The organism is Kribbella sp. NBC_01484 (genome assembly GCF_036227145.1).
Taxonomy (GTDB): domain Bacteria; phylum Actinomycetota; class Actinomycetes; order Propionibacteriales; family Kribbellaceae; genus Kribbella.
Map to the genome: position 1 here is coordinate 4,564,023 of NZ_CP109437.1, position 17,227 is coordinate 4,581,249.

A 17,227-nucleotide genomic window follows, 5' to 3' on the forward strand; every position below is an offset into this window, starting at 1 on the left:
AACTTACTGGGAGTAAGTTGCTCGAGGAGGGCTCGACTGGAGGGCTGATGGAGACCACGCAACACCGGATCGTGGTGGTCGGGACCGGGTTCGCCGGGATCGGGATGGCGGTCAGGCTCAAGCAGGCCGGGTACGACGACTTCGTCGTACTGGAGCGTGCGGACGACGTCGGCGGGACCTGGCGGGACAACACCTACCCGGGCTGCCGGTGTGACGTGCCGTCGCACCTGTACTCGTTCTCCTTCGCGCCCAACCCGGAGTGGTCGTCGACGTTCTCACCCCAGCCCGAGATCGAGGACTACCTGCGCAAGGTCACCGACCGGTTCGGCATCCGCCCGCACATCCGCTTCGGGCATGCGGTCGAGACCGCGCGCTGGGAGGACGGTCGCTGGCGGATCCAGACGAGTCAAGGTGAGTTCGTCGCGGACGTGCTGCTGTCCGGGATGGGTCCGCTCGCGGAACCGTCGTACCCGAAGCTCCCTGGGGTCGAGTCGTTCGAGGGTGAGGTGTTCCACTCGGCGCAGTGGAATCACGATCTGGATCTGAGCGGCCGGAAGGTGGCGGTGATCGGGACCGGCGCGTCGGCGATCCAGTTCGTGCCGGCGATCCAGCCCGAGGTCGAGGAACTGCATCTGTTCCAGCGGACGCCGCCGTGGGTGATGCCGCGGCCGGACCGCAAGATCACCGAGGTGGAGAAGGCGGTGTTCCGTCGCTTCCCGCTGGCGCAGAAGGTTGCCCGGGCGGCGATCTACTGGGGTCGCGAGTCGATGGTGCTCGGGTTCGCGAAGCTGCCGGCGATCATGACGCAGGCGCAGAAGATGGCCGAGAAACATCTCGCCCATCAGGTCCGCGACCCGTTGCTGCGGGCCGAGCTGACCCCTGACTTCACCCTGGGCTGCAAGCGCGTGCTGATCTCCGACGACTACTACCCGGCGATCGTGCAGCCGAACGTCGAGGTCGTCAGCGACGGGATCGCCGAGGTCACCCCGACCGGGATCGTCACCGAGGACGGCGTGAAGCACGAGGTCGACACGATCATCTACGGCACCGGCTTCCGGGTCACCGACCTGCCGGTGATGGACATGGTCCACGGCCGCGACGGCCTCTCACTGCGCGAAGCCTGGTCCGGCGGCATGGAGGCTCACCTCGGAACGGCGGTCTCCGGCTTCCCGAACTTCTTCCTGCTGATCGGCCCGAACACCGGCCTCGGCCACAGCTCGATGGTGTTCATGATCGAGTCCCAGATCGCCTACATCCTGGATGCCCTGAAGACGATGGATGCCCAGGGGCTGCGGCAGGTCGAGGTGCGACCGGAGGTGCAGCGCGCGTTCGTCGACGGCGTCCGGTCGTCGATGCGCAACACGGTCTGGACCCGTGGCGGCTGCACCAGTTGGTACCTCGACGCGCAGGGCCGCAACACCACGATCTGGCCGTCGTTCACGTTCCGGTTCCGGCAGTTGACCCGGCGCTTCAACCCTGCGGAGTATCAGACCCTCGCTATGTGACATCGTCCGTGTTACATTCGATCGGTCAGATACCTGGCGATCGGAGGGCCTTGTCGTGGTGGAGTTGTTGCTGCCGCTGCACGGGATCGGCGGTCGTGGCGATCTGCCGGTGCCGCTCTGGCTGGCGATCTACTCCGCCGGCGCTGCGGTCGCAGTCTCGTTCTTCGCCCTGGCCGCGTTCTGGTCGCGGCCGCGATTCGACGTCGCCGCTGGGCGCTCGCTGATTGTCATCACGAGGATTGTCGACAATCGCACGCTGCGCCGGGTCCTGAAGGCTGCCGGTCTGGCCGCGCTCGTGATGCTGCTCGGCGCCGCATGGTTCGGCAGCAGCTCGCCGGCGCTGAACCCGGCCCCGACCTGGCTCTACGTGTGGATCTGGGTCGGCATCATCCCGCTCTCCCTGCTCTGCGGCCCGATCTGGCGACTGGCCAACCCGTTGCGCACGATCGCGGGCCTGGCCCGGCGGTCGTCGTACCGGACGTTGCCGGAGGGGATCGCGTACTGGCCGGCGGTTGCCGGGCTGGCCGGCTTCCTCTGGCTCGAGCTCGCGTACCCGGACGGCTCCGAGCCGGTCGTCGTCGCGATCTTCGTGACCGGCTACGCGTTGGTGAATGTTGCTGCGGGCATCGTTTATGGACCGGCCTGGTTCAGGATCGGCGACAGCTTCGAGGTGTACGCCGAAGTGCTCGCGCGACTGAGTCCGTTCGGTCGCGGCGCCGACGGGCGGCTGGAACTGCGGAACCCGCTGGCCGGACTGGCCACGATGCCGCGGCAGCCAGGCATCGTCGGGCTGCTGTGTTTGTTGCTCGGGTCAACGGCTTTCGACGGGATCTCGCGGTGGTCGGCCTGGACGCGCCTGACTGGCGACCTCGGTCGGACGCAGCACATCGTCGTACACACGCTCGGTCTGATGGTTGCGGTCGCGATCGTCGCGGCGTTGTTCGTGCTGGCGGCGCGGACGACGGGATCGGTGCGGGTCCGGTCGGACGCGGTCGGGGCGGCCGGGTTGCCGGGGGCGTTCGTGCATTCGCTGGTCCCGATCGCGATCGGGTACGCGGTGGCACACTACTTCTCGTTCGCGATGTTCCAGGGGCAGGAGGGTGTGCTGCTCGCAACGGATCCGTTCGGGCGTGGGTGGGATCTGCTCGGCACGAGCGGGACGCGGATCGACTACGCGTTCCTCGGCACGGGGTTGATCGCGGGGGTCCAGATCGGTGCGATCGTGCTCGGACACGTACTTGGGGTCGTGTCCGCGCACGATCGTGCTGCCGAACTGTTCCGGCGCCGGCAGTTGCGGCGGGCGCAGTACCCGATGCTGGCGGCGATGGTCGCGTTCACGGCCGGCGGGATCGCGCTGGTGACGGCGTCATGATCGCGCTGCACATGGGCGGTGTCCCGGAGACGGCGATGGTGCTCGGGCCGATCGTGCTGATCGTCGCGTTCATCCGGATCGCCCGCCGCAACGAGGCGAGCCTCCCCGACGACGACCCCGACGACCACGACGACAGGGACGCCGACCTCGGCGACCTGCCGTCCGAGGACGCCGTACCGAAGAACGCGTAGTGGTCGCCCGAGCCGGGGGAGTTGATGGCTCGCCCACGCCTGCCGGCCCCCGGAGGGAGGCACTACTACCCGTTCTTCGGTACAGACCACTCACGCAGCGAGGGCGTGTTCGGCGTAGCCGCTGACTCGGGTCAGGTGGGTGGTGGTGGCGAGCCTGGCCAGTTGGGCGCAGCCGGCGGCGATGGCTTCCTGGAGGGTGGGCCACTGGTCGACGCACCAGTACGGGTCGTCGGGCTGGCGGTCGAGGTCGTCGTCGATGTCGGCGCACCAGCCGCCGGTGAACGCGTGGTGGACGTGCAGTCTGAGCTTCATGGTCGTGGGCTTCCGGGGGACAGGCGGACTGGATCAGAACGGCAGCGGGCGGCCGGACGGCGTACGGAGGTCGAGGTCCTTGGTCTGACGGCGGGTGGTCGTGGTCGTGGTGCGCGGCCGCCGGCGGATCTGAATCTGACGCATCGTCGTGCTCCTGCCTGCTGCGGGCGGTGGGACTGATCCGCCCTCGAGTTCCTGGTAAGAGAACAGTCCCAAGTAAGGCCCGTCCTGCACATGCGGATCTTTACCTATCTGAGTCCCTAGCTACCCCTGGTGATACGTCCAGGGGTCACTAGGGGACGAGACCGGGCCCGGTGGTTTCCGGCGTACGCAGGGCGGGCACTAGGTGATCGTGACTACGTTCATGGTGCTCGGGGGTGTGCTCATCGCCTTCCTGGTCGCCGTGATGCCGGCCTCGCCGTGCGACCCTGATCGCGGCCGCCGCCGTCCTCAGGGCAGGGCTCGCCTCAGTGGTACTCCGCAACCGCCGCCAGACGCCGACCCGCGCGATCGGGTCTAGCCGGCTGAGGGAAGGCCCTTGGGGTCCAGGCCCAGTTCTTCGTAGGCGACCTGTTCGATCTCGCGGGCCATGGCTTCGCGGAACGCGGCGACCAGCGCCTGGCCGGCCAGCGGGATGATGCCTTCCAGGGTGCGCTGGATCTCGGGCCAGCCGTCGGCGGGGAGGCCGGCGTCGGCGAAGTCGCGCCAGACGGTGCTGCGGAACAGTTCGACGTACGTCTTCGCGACCGCGTCGGCCTGGGCGAAGAGCTTGGGGAGCATCTCGAAGATCGCCTGCATCGGGACGCCGAGCTTGATCACCTCGAGGCCGGTGCGGAGCAGGTCCGGGTTCGAGATCCGGAGCCGGCCGTCGTCCTGGCGCTCGGCGATCCCGAGCTCGACGAGCTGGTCGATCACCGCGGGATCGTGCGGTACGCCGGCCCGCTCCGCCAGCTGGAACTCGTCGAGCACCTCGGGCTCGGCCGGGGTCCACGGGTTCACCAGGGTCTCGACGACGCCCAGCGCCAGCGCGCCGTCGGGCAGCTCGCTCATCATCCGCTCGACCGCGGCCAGCGTGTAGCCCTTGCCGAGCAGCTCGCGGACCAGGGTGAGCCGGGCCACGTGGTCCTGGTCGTAGTACCCGGTCCGGCCGGCCAGGCGGGGCGGCGGAATCAGGCCGCGCCCGGCGTACGCGCGCACGTTCCGCACCGTCATACCCACCTTGGCGGCGAGCTGGTCGACGGTGAGGTCCTCGTCCGGCTTCTGGTCCACCCTTGACAGTCTTCCAGACTCAACGTTACATAGTCGATGTAACATCAGCGATGAAGGATCTAAGGAGACCGTTCATGGCGATCCCACTGGCGACCACCGGTACGGCGACGTTCGACCAGATCGCGATCGTCACCGGTCTGGTCTCGTTGATGTACGTCGCACTCGCCGTCCTGCTGTGGCGGGAACGGACCGGGCGCGTCACGCTGGTAGGGCGGCTTGCGGACACCATCGGGAGACTGGACGGAGTCCCCCGATGGGCCGCGCTGACGCCGTACGTGCACGCCGTGTCGCTGCTCGCCTGCGCGTTCGGGGTCTGGTGGGACATCGCGGTGCACATCGACCGCGGCCGTGACACCGGACCGTTCGGGACGCCGGCGCACTACCCGATCTTCTTCGGCATCCTCGGCGTGATCGTCTCCGGCGTCCTGCCGATCGCCCTGGCCGGCAAGCCGCTGCCGGCCCGCACGATCAAGCTGACCAAGGGCTGGCGGATCCCCTGCAGCGCGGCGCTCGTGACGGTGTGCGGGACGTTCGCACTGGTCGGGTTCCCGCTGGACGATCTGTGGCACCGCCTGTTCGGCGAGGACGTCACGCTGTGGGGTCCGACCCATTTGCTGATGATCGGCGGCGTGGTGTTCTCGATCTTCGCGCGACTGCTGGCGCTGGCGGAGGTGGAGCAGTTGATCGGCCTCAACAAGCGTCGCTTGTTCCAGGAGATCGTGTCGGTCGGCGCGTTGCTGATCGCGTGGGACCTGTTCAGCACCGAGTTCAACTACGGGGTGCCGCAGTTCCCGTTGATCCTGCAGCCGATCCTGATCGTGTTCGGCGCCGCGATGGGGTTCACCATCCTGCGGGCGCGGCGCGGTCCCGGTACGACGTTCGCCGCGCTCGCGGTGTATCTGGTGATCCGCGGCGGCATCGCCTGGGCCGTCGCACAGCCGCTCGGGCAGATCGTCGGCCACTTCCCGCTGTTGATCATCGAGGCGATCCTGGTCGAGGTGGTGGCGTTTGCCCTGGGCAACAAGAGGCGCTTCCGCCTCGGGCTCGTCGCCGGCATCCTGATCGGCACGGTCGGCGTGGTCGCGGAGTACGCCTGGAGTCACGTCTGGATGCCGATCGCGTGGCCGTCGTCGATGCTCCCGTCAGCCCTCGGGTACGGCGTTGTCGTCGGGGCCGGCGCGGGTCTGGTCGGAGCCTGGGTCGCGACCCGGTACGCCGAGGTTGCGGGGGATCGACGTGCGGTCGGGATCCGGCACACCCGGCCGGCCGTGGTCCGTCGTACGCACCAACTCGGGGCCGTCGGGCTGATCGCCGTACTGGCTGTGGTCTTCTTCTGTGTGCCGCGGTCGGCCGCGCCCGGGGTGTCCGGGACGGTGTCGTTGGAGCGGGTGGCCACGGGGGCCGAGCCGACGGCGTACGTCACGGTCGCGCTGCGGCCGGGTGATGCGGCCGATGGTGCACGGTGGTTCTCGGCGATGGCCTGGCAGGGTGGCGGGATGGTCCTGCACCCGATGGTGAAGGTTGCCGATGGCACCTACCGGTCGGCGGACCCGCTGCCGATGTACGGGAAGTGGAAGTCGATGATCCGGCTGCACCGGGGGCAGCGGGACCTGGTGGCGACGTGGGTGTACGCGCCGGCGGACGCGGCGATCGAGAAGCCGGCGGTGCAGGTGTCGAACGGGCAGCCGGTCGAGTTCATCAACGAGCAACAGGTGCTGCGGCGCGAGGAGCGGACCGACGTGCCACGATGGATGTGGAACGGCGGCTACGCCCTGCTGGGCGTGGTCGGGCTGCTCGAGCTCGCCGGGATCGCCTGGCTGGTCGGACGGGGAGCCCGTGGTGGGCGGTTGCGTGCGGCTCATCTGGCCGCCGACGAGCGGGAACGGGAGAGTGCGTGACGATCGAGTTGGAGCGGTCGGGTGTGACGACGCCGGACGGCGTACGGCTGAACGTCGAGACGACCGGACCTGTGGACGCGCCGGTGACGGTGCTGCTCGTGCACGGGTGGACGTGTTCGACGCGGTCGTGGCACAACCAGGTCGAGGACCTGCCGCGGATCCTCGGACCGGACGCCGTACGCGTCGTCAGCTACGACCACCGCGGCCATGGGCGGTCGGACGCGGCGCCGCCGGGTTCGATGCGGATCGAGCAGTTGGCCGACGACCTGGTGACGGTGCTCGACACCGTGGTCGGCGACGGCCCGGTCGTCTACGCCGGTCACTCGATGGGCGGCATGACCCTGATGGCCCTCGCCGACGCGCAACCCGACCTCTTCGGTTCCCGAATCCGGGCCGCCGCCCTGGTCAGCACATCGTCCGGTCACATCGCGGAGGGCGCCTTCGGCATCCCCAGACGTCTCGACCCCGCAACTGCGGTGGTCGCTCCCCGCGCGATGAAGCTGGTCAGCGCCCGGATCGAACGCCGCGCAGCTGCCAAGCGGGCCGCTCGCCGGGCCTTGGCATCGCGTGCGTTGGCGGCCCGGCTGCAGCGGCCCGCGTTGCAGCAGCTGGTGTTCGGCAAGAAGGTCGACCCGGCCGAGGTGGATCTGTTCCTGGCGGACCTGGCTGCGGTGCCGGGGCCGTCGTACGGCGGGTTCTTCGAGGCGATCCTGCAGCACGAGCGGTCGCACGCGTTGAAGGTGCTGGACCAGGTGCCGGTCGAGATCATGCACGGGACCCGCGACCGGCTCCTTCCGCCCCGGCACGCCAACCGGATGGCCGCGGAGCTCCCGACCGCACGCCTGTGGATGTACCCCGGCGCGGGCCACATGCTCATGCAGGAACGCCCCCGCGACGTGACCCACCGCCTGGCCTCCCTGGCGCGCAAGGCGTCAGCCTGAGAGTCGCGTCACGGCTGCTCCGCGTGTCCTCGCCTAGGGTGGCGGCGTGCAGAACCTCCTCTCCGATGTCGTTGTCGTCGACCTCACCAGAGCCTTGGCCGGGCCGCACGCGGCGATGATGCTCGGCGACCTCGGCGCGCGGGTGATCAAGGTCGAGGTGCCCGAGCGTGGGGACGACAGCCGGGGCTGGGGACCGCCGTTCGTCGAAGGGGAGTCGACGTACTACCTGTCCGCGAACCGGAACAAGGAATCGGTGACCGCCGACCTCAAATCGGATCAGGGCAAGGAGTTCCTGACCAAGCTGGTCCGCAAGGCCGACGTCCTGATCGAGAACTTCCGGCCGGGCGTGCTCGATCGGCTCGGGTTCTCCACCAGGCAGCTGCACGAGCTCAACCCAGGCCTGGTGATCCTGTCGATCACCGGCTTCGGGCACGACGGTCCGGACGGCGGGCGGGCCGGGTACGACCAGATCGCGCAGGGCGAAGGCGGTCTGATGAGCATCACCGGCGCGTTCGAGCCGACGAAGGTCGGCGTACCGATCGCGGACCTGCTGGCCGGCATGTACGGCGCGTATGGTGCGCTGGCGGCGTTGCACGAGCGATCGATCACCGGGAAGGGCCGCGTGGTGCGGACCAGCCTGCTCGCGTCGACGATCGGCGTACACGCGTTCCACGGGACGAAGTGGACGGTGGCCCACGAGTTGCCCGAGCGGGTCGGCAATCACCATGCCCAGATCGCGCCTTACGGGATGTATCGCACCGCCGACGACAGCATCCAGGTCGCGGTCGGCAGCGAGGGGCAGTGGCGGACGTTCGCGCCGATCGTCGGGCTCGATGCGGAGGACGAACGGTTCGCGGTCAACGCGCAGCGGGTGGCGCATCGCGACCAGCTGACGGCTGCGATCGAGACGGCGTTCGCGGCCGAGTCGGCGGACGTGTGGCTGGAACGCCTTGCGGACAAGGGGATTCCGGCCGGGAAGGTCCGCGACTTCCAGCAGGTCTACGAGTGGGAGCAGACGCTGTCCCAGGGCTTGCTGATCGACGTCGACCACCCGACGCTCGGCCGCATCCAGCTCCCCGGTCCGCCGCTACGCTTCGACGACCAGCCGTACGCCGGTGCCCGCGAGACCAACCTCCCACCGCCACGACTCGGCGAGCACAACGAGTCGGTCAGAGCCTGGCTGGAGGAGTAGGTACCGCCACGCCATCACAATTGGCGTTCCCCGGTAACCGCGAGGATCGGTCGTGCCGTCGGCGCTCGGTTGTGATGGCCTGGCGGTCCGGAGCTGATCTGTCATGCACATTACGTACGTAACCTCCAGGGCTTACCAGTGACATGAGAGGATCACCCGCGTGACTGCCTTGCCGAGTGTTTCGTACTCCATCACCGTTCGCCTCGAGGTGCCCGCGGGTGGCTCGACGGTGAGCAAGCTGACGACCGCGGTCGAGCAGGCCGGCGGTCTGGTCACCGCACTCGACGTGACCGCGTCCGGCCACGAGCGGCTGCGGATCGACGTCACCTGCGCCGCGGCCGACACCGAGCACGCCGGCCGGCTGGTCGAGGCGATGCGGGCCGTACCGGGTGTCGAGATCGCCCGGGTCTCGGACCGGACGTTCCTGATGCACCTCGGCGGCAAGATCTCGATGGAGGCCAAGCACCCGATCCGCAACCGCGACGACCTCTCGATGATCTACACCCCGGGGGTGGCGCGGGTCTGCCTGGCGATCGCGGCGAACCCGGACGACGCGCGCCGGCTGACGATCAAGCGCAACAGTGTCGCGGTGGTCACCGACGGTTCCGCCGTACTCGGGCTGGGCAACATCGGCCCGAAGGCCGCGCTGCCGGTGATGGAGGGCAAGGCGGCGCTGTTCAAGCGGTTCGCCGGGATCGACGCGTGGCCGCTGTGCCTGGACACCCAGGACACCGAGGCGATCATCCAGGTGGTCAAGGCGATCGCACCCGGGTTCGCCGGGATCAACCTGGAGGACATCTCCGCGCCGCGCTGCTTCGAGATCGAGAGGCGGCTGCGCGAGGAGCTGGACATCCCGGTCTTCCACGACGACCAGCACGGTACGGCGGTCGTGGTGCTGGCGGCGCTGTTCAACGCGCTGCGCGTGGTCGGCAAGGACATCGGTGAGGTCCGCGTGGTGCTGTCCGGCGCGGGCGCGGCCGGCACCGCGATCCTGAAGTTGCTGATCGAGGCCGGCGTGCGGGATGCGATCGTCGCCGACATCGCCGGCGTCATCCACACCGAACGCGACGGGCTGTCGCCGGAGCTGCGCTGGATCGCGGAGAACACCAACGCGGCGAAGTACAGCGGTGACCTGAAGGGTGCGCTGAGCGGGGCGGACGTGTTCATCGGCGTCTCCGCGCCGAACATCCTGACCGGCGCCGACATCGCCACCATGAACAAGGACGCGATCGTCTTCGCGCTGGCCAACCCGGACCCGGAGGTCGACCCGGCCGCGGCGCACGAGCACGCGGCCGTGGTGGCGACCGGGCGCAGCGACTTCCCGAACCAGATCAACAATGTGCTGGTCTTCCCGGGCGTCTTCCGCGGTCTGCTCGACGCGCAGTCGTCGAAGGTGTCGATCCAGATGGAGCTGGCCGCCGCGAAGGCGCTGGCCGGTGTCGTCACCGACGACGAGCTGAACGCGGACTACATCGTGCCCAGCGTGTTCCACCCGGAGGTGCACACGATCATCGCGCACGCCGTCCGCGACGCGGCCGGCGGCAAGGCCCCGGCGGCCGAGAGCTTCCCGGACGACTCTCCGGCGCTCTGAGTACGGTGGTTGGGTGACATCTACTCTGACGGGGGCGACGGCCGGGTCGCGAGTGACGGTGTGGGCGTGGCGGATCGGCTTCGTCGCCGCCTGCGTGCTGCAGTTGTACGGCGTCTACGCGCCGCGGGAGGCTGGTCCGCACGTCGGGATCCCGCAGGTGGACAAGATCGCGCACTTCCTCCTGTTCGCGTCGGTCGCATTCCTCGGGCTGAAGGTCGGAGTACAGGCGCGCTGGTTGCTGGCGGCACTGGTCGCGAACGCGATTGTCAGCGAGATCGTGCAGCACTACCTGCTGCCGCAACGCGACGGCGATCCGTTCGACGCGATCGCGGACCTCGCCGGTGTTGCTTTCGGTGCCTGGCTGGCCTTCCGAGTGCTCCGTCGTACGACATGATGGAGTCATGACGGCCACGACCCTGACCGGTTCGCTGCTCGTGGCGACCCCGTTGCTCGACGAGCCGCCCTTCCGCCGGTCGGTGATCCTGCTGCTGGATCACGACGACGACGGCGCGCTGGGGGTGGTGGTGAACCGCGCGGCCGACCTGGCCGTGGACCGGGTGCTCCCGGACTGGTCCACCACGGTGAACGAGCCGGGCGTGCTCTTCATGGGCGGTCCCGTCGGCACCGACAGCGCGCTGGCCGTCGCGGAGGTGATCGAGTCCGCGGACCCGCCCGGATGGCGGGAGTGCTTCGGGCGGATCGGGCTGATCGACCTCGACGTACCGCCGGCACTGCTCGAGGGCGCGATCCAGCGGATGCGGATCTTCGCCGGGTACGCCGGCTGGTCCAGCGGGCAGCTCGAGGGCGAGATCACCGAGGGCGCCTGGTACGTCGTCGAGTCCGAACCCGACGACGTGTTCAGCCTGCACCCGGACACCCTGTGGCGCCGGGTGCTCCGCCGCCAGAACGATCAGATGGCGTACCTGGCGACGTACCCGGACGATCCGACCCTGAACTGAGGTCCGGGCCTACTCCTCGCCGCCGCCGTCACCGGGGTTGAGCGAGTCCCAGATCTCCTTGCACTCCGGGCAGACCGGGAAGCGCTGCGGGTCTCGGCTCGGCACCCACACCTTGCCGCACAGCGCGACCACCGGCGTGCCCATCACCATCGCCTCGGTCAGCTTGTCCTTCGGCACGTAGTGCGAGAACCGCTCGTGATCGCCGGGCTCTTCCAGCGACGGCTGGGTCCGCTCGTCGACGACCGTCTCGGCGCCAGGGGTCAGCTGAGTACTCATGCCCCAAAGTGTAGAACGCAACTCCAGCGAACCCGGGAACTTTCTCCACAGACCGCCCGTACCGCGACACGCCGGTCGAGGTTTGCCGGCGAAGTCAGGTAACGTTCCTGCACGGCCGACAGTCGACTAACGGGGGAGTATGCCGTCCGTGGATTCGAGCGTGCCAGCTGGACCAGCCGTGCTTCCGCCGGCGTATCCGGACCGTGCCGCCTGGGGGACCGCGAGCAAGCTGCGGGCCTGGCAGGCGGAGGCGCTCAAGCTTTATCTCGACCAGCAGCCGCGGGACTTTCTCGCCGTGGCGACCCCAGGAGCCGGTAAGACCACGTTCGCGTTGACCGTGGCCGCCGAGTTGTTGCACCGGCGGCAGATCGAGCGGGTCACGGTGGTGACGCCGACCGAGCACCTGAAGGTCCAGTGGGCCGAGGCGGCCGATCGGGCCGGGATCGCGATCGACCCGGCGTTCGCCGGCCGGCGCGGCAAGACCAACAAGGACTTCCAGGGCGTCGCGGTGACGTACGCCGGGATCGCGGTGAACCCGCTGGCCTTCCGGGTCCGGACCGAGCGGTTCAAGACGCTGGTGATCCTGGACGAGGTGCACCACGGTGGCGACGCGCTCAGCTGGGGTGACGGTGTCCGGGAGGCGTTCGAGCCCGCGGCCCGCCGGTTGTGCCTGACCGGTACGCCGTTCCGCAGTGACGACAACCCGATCCCGTTCGTCACGTACGAGCACGGGCCGGACGGCGTCGCGCGGAGCAAAGCGGACTACACCTACGGGTACGGTCACGCTCTGCGCGATCACGTCGTACGCCCGGTGATCTTCATGTCCTACTCCGGTGAGATGCGGTGGCGGACCAAGGCCGGGGACGAGGTCGCGGCCCGGCTGGGTGAACCGTTGACCAAGGACCTGACGGCTCAGGCCCTGCGTACGGCGCTGGACCCGGCAGGCGAGTGGATGCCGGCGGTGCTGGCGGCCGCGGACAAGCGGCTGACCGAGGTCCGGCGGCACATGCCGGATGCGGGCGCGCTGGTGATCTCGGGTGATCAGAACACGGCCCGCGCGTACGCGAAGACGCTGCGGGAGCTGACCGGCGAGGCGCCGACCGTGGTGCTGTCCGACGAGAAGGCGGCGAGCAAGAAGATCGCGAGGTTCTCCGAGGGGGACTCGCGGTGGATGGTCGCGGTCCGGATGGTCAGCGAGGGTGTGGACGTGCCACGGCTCGCGGTCGGGGTGTACGCGACGCCGACGTCGACGCCGCTGTTCTTCGCGCAGGCGGTCGGGCGGTTCGTGCGGGCCCGGAAGCGGGGCGAGACGGCGTCGGTGTTCGTGCCGTCGGTGACCCGGCTGCTCGGGTTCGCAGCCGACATGGAGGCCGAGCGGGACCACGTGCTCGGGCGGAAGAACAGCAACGAGGACGGCGACATCTTCGCTCTCGAGGACGACCTGCTCGCCAAGGCGAACCAGACCGAGGCGGCCAGCGACGAACTGGACGCGAAGTTCGAGGCGCTCGGGTCGGACGCGAGCTTCGACCGGGTCGTGTTCGACGGTGGTGACTACGGGACCGGTGGCGATCAGGCCTCCGACGAGGAGCTCGACTTCCTCGGCCTGCCCGGGTTGCTGGAGCCGGATCAGGTGCGGGAGTTGCTGCGCGAACGGCAGGCGAAGTCGCTGGCGGCGCAGAAGCGGACCCGGCGCGGGGCGGCCGAGGAGCGCGAGGACCCCACGCCGACCGAGCTCGCCACCCACGAGCAGATCGCCCTCCTGCGCCGCGAGCTGAACGGCCTGGTCGCCGCCTGGCACCACCGCACCGGCCAGCCGCACGGCGTGATCCACAACGACCTCCGCCGCAAACTAGGCGGCCCCGCCGCCGCCCACGCCTCCTCCACCCAGCTCAAGGAACGCATCGAGCTGATCCGTGACTGGGCCACTCAACGCCGCGCCTGACCCAGGCCTTCAGCCTCGGGTCAGTTCCTGGGTGCCGATCACCTCGAGGAGCCGGAGCGCCTGGTCGGACGGGGAGCCGGGGTCGGCGGTGTACAGCACGACGCGCTGATCGCGCTCCGGGATGACCAGGACCTCGCAGATCACGTCGATCCGGCCGACCTCCGGGTGGAGGATCGTCTGGCACAGGGTCTGCTGACGGCCCACCTCGTGCCGCGCCCAGATCGCCGCGAACTCCGCGCTGCCGTCGAGCAGATCGGTCACCAGCCGGGCGATGGCCGGATCGTCCGGGTAGGTGCTGGTCGCGGCCCGCAGGTCGGCGGCCGCCTCCCGCGCGAACTCCCGGGTCGCGTCCTCGCCGAACAGTCGGGTCTGCCGGTCGGTCAGGAACCGCAGGCGCAGCAGGTTCCGGTCCCGCGGCGGCAGGGCGGAGAAGTCCGTGATCAACGCCGCCGCCAGTGGATTCCACGCGAGGACGTCGTACTTCGCGTCCAGCACGAGCCCTGGTACGTCGAGCCGCGCCAGCATCCGCAGTACGCCGGTCCGCACGTCGGCCGGTGGACCCGGAGGCGGACCGGGTTGCTCGCCGCCGAGCCGGAACAGGTGATCGCGTTCGTCGTCGGACAGCCGCAGTGCGCGGGCCAGGCCGGTCAGCACCGCGCGGGACGGGCGTGGACCGCGGCCCTGCTCGAGCCGGGTGTAGTAGTCGGTCGACATGGTGGCGAGGCTCGCGACCTCCTCCCGCCGCAGCCCCGGCGTCCGTCGCCGCAGGCCCGCCGGCAGACCGACATCGGCCGGCTGCAACGCCTCCCGTCGGAGGCGCAGGAACTCCGCGAGCTGTCCCCGATCCATGAACCCAGAATCGCAGCCGTCGCCAACCGCAACCAGGGACTGCCGATCCCAGGCTCAACTCGCTCTGCCTCGGTACGCCGGACCGCAGCAGCCTGACCGCATGACCACGCACAAGATCGCGCTCGTCACGGGCGCCAACAAGGGCATCGGCAAGGAGATCGCACGGCAGCTCGGGCAGGCCGGGTTCACCGTGCTGATGGGCTCGCGAGACCTGGCCCGCGGCGAGGCCGCCGCCAAGGAACTGGTTGCCGAGGGCCTCGATGCGACCGGGATCCAGCTGGAGGTGACCGACGAGCAGTCGGTGCGGTCCGCGGCCGAGGAGATCGAGAGCACGTACGGGCGCCTCGACGTACTGGTGAACAACGCCGCGATCATCCCGGTCGGTGACGACGCGGTGTCGCGAGTGGAGTCCGGCGTACTGCGGTCGGCGTTCGAGACCAACGTGATCGGGCTGGTCTCGGTGACGCAGGCGCTGTTGCCGCTGCTGTCTCGGGCTGGGCAGGCGCGGATCGTCAATCTGTCGACGTCACTGGCGTCGTTCGCTCAGGTCGGGGATCCGGAGTCGCGGATGTCGACCGTACTGACGCTCGGCTACAACTCGTCGAAGGCTGCGGTGAACATGGTCACGGTGATGCTGGCCAACGAGCTGCGTGCTACCGGGATCCTGGTGAACGCCGCCGACCCCGGGAACTGCGCGACGGACATGGGTGGCTCGGACGCGCCGCGCACGCCCGCGGAGGGCGCCGCCGTGGCGGTCCGGCTGGCGACCCTGGGCTCTGACGGAGCGACGGGCGAGGTGCACGCGGAAGCGGGCCGCCTGCCGTGGTGACGCGGGCGCGAGGCTAGACGATGGCGCCGGACCAGGCGAGGGCCTGCTTGAGCAGTTGCCCGCGGCCACCCTCGAGGTCGGCGAGCAGGCTCGGCTGGAGGGCCTCGGCCGGCGTCAGCCAGGTGAGCTCGAGCGCGTCCTGGCGCGGGTCGCACTCGCCGGTGACCGGTACGACGTACACGAGCGCGACCGCGTGCTGGCGGGGATCGTGCAGTTGTGAAACGCCCGGGAACGGGAGGTACTCGGCGACCGTGGCCGGCACCAGGCTGACCGGCAGCCGGGGGAACGCTGCCGGGCCGAGGTCCTTCTCGATGTTGCGCTGGAGCGCGTCGCGGATCGACTCGCCGTGCAGGACGCGGCCGGACACCAGCGTCCGGGTGATCTCGCCGGTTGCGGCCGAGCTGCGCAGCAGCACCCCGATCTGCTCGATCTGGCCGAAGGTGTCGACGCGGGCCGGGACGGCCTCGACGTACAGGATCGGGACCCGCGAGCGGGTCTCGGCAAGCGCGAACTCGGACAGCCAGCCGGGGTTCGGGTCAGGCGTACGCAGCGACGTCATGGCCCCATCTTTGCCTACGGTCGAAAGGTGGAGCGGTAGCGGGAGGGGCTGAGGCCGAAGGTGGCGCGGAAGCGGCGGCTGGCGTGGCTCGGGTCGTGCCAGCCGACCATCGCGCCGACGGTCGCGATCGGCAGTTCGGTCTCGATCAGCAGGCCCGCGGCCCGCTCGGCGCGGAGGCGGTCCAGGTAGGCGATCGGGGAGATCCCCGCGGTCCGGCCGAACAAGCGGACCAGATACCCGGGCGCGAGGTTGACGAGCGCGGCGAGCCGGTCCAGCGTCCACGGCTCGTCGATGCTTGCCTCCAGCAAGCGCATCGCCTGCTGGACCGCCGGATGGGCCGGGTACGACGCTCGTCCGCCGGGCACCAGGGCGCCGGACAGCAGCCCGAAGACGTCCGGACCGAGGTACGCGTTGCGCACCACCAGCCCGGCGCAGTCGGTGTACCCGTGCCACTCGCCCGGCCGCAGCACGACGACCGAGTCGGGCTGGAGCGTCACCTCGCCGGCGGCCGAGACGTGCGTACCCCGGCCCGCGACGACGACCGCGATCTCGAAGAACGCGTGGCTGTGCGGCGCGACGTCGGCGACCAGCTCGAGCCGCTCACCGGCGACCGGGAGACGCTGGTCGGGGAACACCTCGCTGCTCAGAACGTTGTGCACGCGCACCTCACAGGTCAAGATCGGTCAAGTCTTGGTCAACCACTGCCTGTCATCCACGGCCGGTACACCGCAGGCTGGAAGGACCTTCCCGGCAACGGATTTCGAGGAGCACACCGATGACCACGACCGACCCTACGGCACCCGCGGTACTGGATGAAGAGACCATTTCGGCCTATCGCCGCGACGGCGTGGTCCGGATCCGGAACATCATCAGCACCGAGGAGGCGGCCCGGTTCCGCGACGCCGCGATCGCGGCGAGCGCGTCGGCGGACGACTACGCGAACGGGTCGCCGATCTTCAAGCAGCACGTCAACGTCTGGCGGGACGACGCCGTACTGCGGGAGCTCACCCTCGACCCGCGGCTCGCCGCGGCCGCCACCGCGCTGGCCGGGGTGCCGGTGCGGATCTGGCACGACCAGCTGTTGATCAAGCCACCGCACAACGGCGCGGCGACCGAGTTCCACCAGGACGCGCCGTACTGGCCGCACGCCGGGTCGCGGGCCTCGCTGTCGGCGTGGGTCGCGCTGGTCGATGTACCGGTGGAGCGCGGGTGCATGACGTTCATCCCCGGCTCGCAGCGCCACCAGGATCTGCGCAGCCAGGATCTGGCCGATCGGGACGACATGTTCCGGGCCGCGCCCGACCTGCGCTGGGAGGAGCGGCTGACGATCCCCCTGCGGGCAGGGGACTGCACCTTCCACAACGCCTACCTGGCCCACTCCGCGACGCCGAACCTCACCGACGATCCGCGCATCGCCCACGTCGCCATCTACATCGACGCGGCCACCACGTACACCGGTGTCGGCCATGTCGTCACCGACGGTCTCGGCCTGACCGTAGGCGAACCGTTCGATGACGAACACTTCCCGCGGGTCTGATACTT

General features: G+C 69.6%; 18 protein-coding genes. 12 read left to right on the forward strand and 6 right to left on the reverse strand.

Annotation, left to right across the window (positions count from 1 at the left end; genetic code table 11):
- The first annotated feature begins 47 nt into the window (after positions 1-47).
- The 3 genes from OG555_RS22410 to OG555_RS22420 are packed head-to-tail and all read left to right on the forward strand — an operon-like array spanning position 48 to position 3,068.
- Entirely contained in the window at positions 48-1,505 is a 1,458-nt protein-coding gene (locus OG555_RS22410) for a flavin-containing monooxygenase (RefSeq protein WP_329474474.1), read from the forward strand.
- Positions 1,506-1,560: 55 nt separating this feature from the next.
- Positions 1,561-2,877 (forward strand): hypothetical protein, encoded by a 1,317-nt coding sequence (locus OG555_RS22415; RefSeq protein WP_329474475.1) that lies wholly within the window; start codon positions 1,561-1,563, stop codon positions 2,875-2,877.
- Positions 2,874-3,068, forward strand: a complete 195-nt coding sequence (locus OG555_RS22420) for a hypothetical protein (RefSeq protein ID WP_329474476.1) — start codon at positions 2,874-2,876, stop codon at positions 3,066-3,068. Before OG555_RS22415 ends, OG555_RS22420 begins: the two co-directional genes overlap by 4 nt.
- Positions 3,069-3,158: 90 nt before the next feature.
- Here OG555_RS22420 and OG555_RS22425 read toward each other — a convergent pair whose 3' ends face one another.
- Entirely contained in the window at positions 3,159-3,380 is a 222-nt protein-coding gene (locus OG555_RS22425; RefSeq protein WP_329474477.1) for a hypothetical protein, read from the reverse strand.
- Between the two features lie 516 nt (positions 3,381-3,896).
- The gene (locus OG555_RS22430) at positions 3,897-4,649 is read right to left on the reverse strand and encodes a MerR family transcriptional regulator (protein WP_329474478.1); all 753 of its coding nucleotides are present in this window, start codon (positions 4,647-4,649) and stop codon (positions 3,897-3,899) included.
- A 74-nt stretch (positions 4,650-4,723) separates the two neighbouring features.
- Here OG555_RS22430 and OG555_RS22435 point away from each other — a divergent pair, with 74 nt between their 5' ends.
- The 6 genes from OG555_RS22435 (at position 4,724) to OG555_RS22460 (ending at position 11,230) form a co-directional block, all read left to right on the forward strand.
- On the forward strand, positions 4,724-6,547 hold the full coding sequence (locus OG555_RS22435) for a hypothetical protein (protein WP_329474479.1): 1,824 nt from the start codon (positions 4,724-4,726) through the stop codon (positions 6,545-6,547).
- Complete coding sequence (locus OG555_RS22440) at positions 6,544-7,488, forward strand: alpha/beta fold hydrolase (protein ID WP_329474480.1); 945 nt, start codon at positions 6,544-6,546, stop codon at positions 7,486-7,488. Before OG555_RS22435 ends, OG555_RS22440 begins: the two co-directional genes overlap by 4 nt.
- A 46-nt stretch (positions 7,489-7,534) precedes the next feature.
- A complete protein-coding gene (locus OG555_RS22445) occupies positions 7,535-8,680 on the forward strand; it encodes a CaiB/BaiF CoA transferase family protein (protein WP_329474481.1) in 1,146 nt (381 codons plus the stop codon).
- 160 nt (positions 8,681-8,840) lie between these two features.
- Positions 8,841-10,271, forward strand: coding sequence for an NAD-dependent malic enzyme (locus OG555_RS22450; RefSeq protein WP_329474482.1), 1,431 nt, complete (start codon positions 8,841-8,843; stop codon positions 10,269-10,271).
- Positions 10,272-10,284: 13 nt separating this feature from the next.
- The gene (locus OG555_RS22455; protein WP_329474483.1) at positions 10,285-10,665 is read left to right on the forward strand and encodes a VanZ family protein; all 381 of its coding nucleotides are present in this window, start codon (positions 10,285-10,287) and stop codon (positions 10,663-10,665) included.
- A 7-nt stretch (positions 10,666-10,672) separates the two neighbouring features.
- A complete protein-coding gene (locus OG555_RS22460) occupies positions 10,673-11,230 on the forward strand; it encodes a YqgE/AlgH family protein (RefSeq protein ID WP_328523413.1) in 558 nt (185 codons plus the stop codon).
- 9 nt (positions 11,231-11,239) lie between these two features.
- Here the strand turns inward: OG555_RS22460 and OG555_RS22465 are convergent, their stop codons facing one another.
- A complete protein-coding gene (locus OG555_RS22465; RefSeq protein WP_329474484.1) occupies positions 11,240-11,506 on the reverse strand; it encodes a DUF3039 domain-containing protein in 267 nt (88 codons plus the stop codon).
- 139 nt (positions 11,507-11,645) lie between these two features.
- On the opposite strand from OG555_RS22465, the gene OG555_RS22470 reads away from it, so the two are divergent.
- Positions 11,646-13,448: a DEAD/DEAH box helicase gene (locus OG555_RS22470; protein WP_329474485.1), complete on the forward strand. Its 1,803-nt coding sequence runs from the start codon at positions 11,646-11,648 to the stop codon at positions 13,446-13,448.
- Between the two features lie 9 nt (positions 13,449-13,457).
- Here the strand turns inward: OG555_RS22470 and OG555_RS22475 are convergent, their stop codons facing one another.
- Entirely contained in the window at positions 13,458-14,297 is an 840-nt protein-coding gene (locus OG555_RS22475; protein ID WP_329474486.1) for a helix-turn-helix transcriptional regulator, read from the reverse strand.
- Between the two features lie 100 nt (positions 14,298-14,397).
- Between OG555_RS22475 and OG555_RS22480 the strand changes: the two genes are divergently transcribed.
- Entirely contained in the window at positions 14,398-15,126 is a 729-nt protein-coding gene (locus OG555_RS22480) for an SDR family oxidoreductase (protein ID WP_329474487.1), read from the forward strand.
- Between the two features lie 13 nt (positions 15,127-15,139).
- Here the strand turns inward: OG555_RS22480 and OG555_RS22485 are convergent, their stop codons facing one another.
- Together OG555_RS22485 and OG555_RS22490 are read right to left on the reverse strand one after the other, a co-directional pair.
- On the reverse strand, positions 15,140-15,685 hold the full coding sequence (locus OG555_RS22485) for an NUDIX hydrolase family protein (RefSeq protein ID WP_329474488.1): 546 nt from the start codon (positions 15,683-15,685) through the stop codon (positions 15,140-15,142).
- A 14-nt stretch (positions 15,686-15,699) separates the two neighbouring features.
- Positions 15,700-16,344, reverse strand: a complete 645-nt coding sequence (locus OG555_RS22490) for an AraC family transcriptional regulator (protein ID WP_329474489.1) — start codon at positions 16,342-16,344, stop codon at positions 15,700-15,702.
- Positions 16,345-16,460: 116 nt separating this feature from the next.
- Between OG555_RS22490 and OG555_RS22495 the strand changes: the two genes are divergently transcribed.
- A complete protein-coding gene (locus OG555_RS22495; RefSeq protein WP_329474490.1) occupies positions 16,461-17,222 on the forward strand; it encodes a phytanoyl-CoA dioxygenase family protein in 762 nt (253 codons plus the stop codon).
- Positions 17,223-17,227 lie beyond the last annotated feature (5 nt).

Bases quoted from the DNA above. Each gene is read 5' to 3' on its own strand.
- OG555_RS22475 (WP_329474486.1), bottom strand. From the start codon at position 14,297: ATGGATCGGGGACAGCTCGCGGAGTTCCTGCGCCTCCGACGGGAGGCG.
- OG555_RS22420 (WP_329474476.1), top strand. From the start codon at position 2,874: ATGATCGCGCTGCACATGGGCGGTGTCCCGGAGACGGCGATGGTGCTC.
- OG555_RS22435 (WP_329474479.1), top strand. From the start codon at position 4,724: ATGGCGATCCCACTGGCGACCACCGGTACGGCGACGTTCGACCAGATC.
- OG555_RS22480 (WP_329474487.1), top strand. From the start codon at position 14,398: ATGACCACGCACAAGATCGCGCTCGTCACGGGCGCCAACAAGGGCATC.
- OG555_RS22460 (WP_328523413.1), top strand. From the start codon at position 10,673: ATGACGGCCACGACCCTGACCGGTTCGCTGCTCGTGGCGACCCCGTTG.
- OG555_RS22425 (WP_329474477.1), bottom strand. From the start codon at position 3,380: ATGAAGCTCAGACTGCACGTCCACCACGCGTTCACCGGCGGCTGGTGC.
- OG555_RS22495 (WP_329474490.1), top strand. From the start codon at position 16,461: ATGACCACGACCGACCCTACGGCACCCGCGGTACTGGATGAAGAGACC.
- OG555_RS22410 (WP_329474474.1), top strand. From the start codon at position 48: ATGGAGACCACGCAACACCGGATCGTGGTGGTCGGGACCGGGTTCGCC.
- OG555_RS22485 (WP_329474488.1), bottom strand. From the start codon at position 15,685: ATGACGTCGCTGCGTACGCCTGACCCGAACCCCGGCTGGCTGTCCGAG.
- OG555_RS22465 (WP_329474484.1), bottom strand. From the start codon at position 11,506: ATGAGTACTCAGCTGACCCCTGGCGCCGAGACGGTCGTCGACGAGCGG.
- OG555_RS22470 (WP_329474485.1), top strand. From the start codon at position 11,646: ATGCCGTCCGTGGATTCGAGCGTGCCAGCTGGACCAGCCGTGCTTCCG.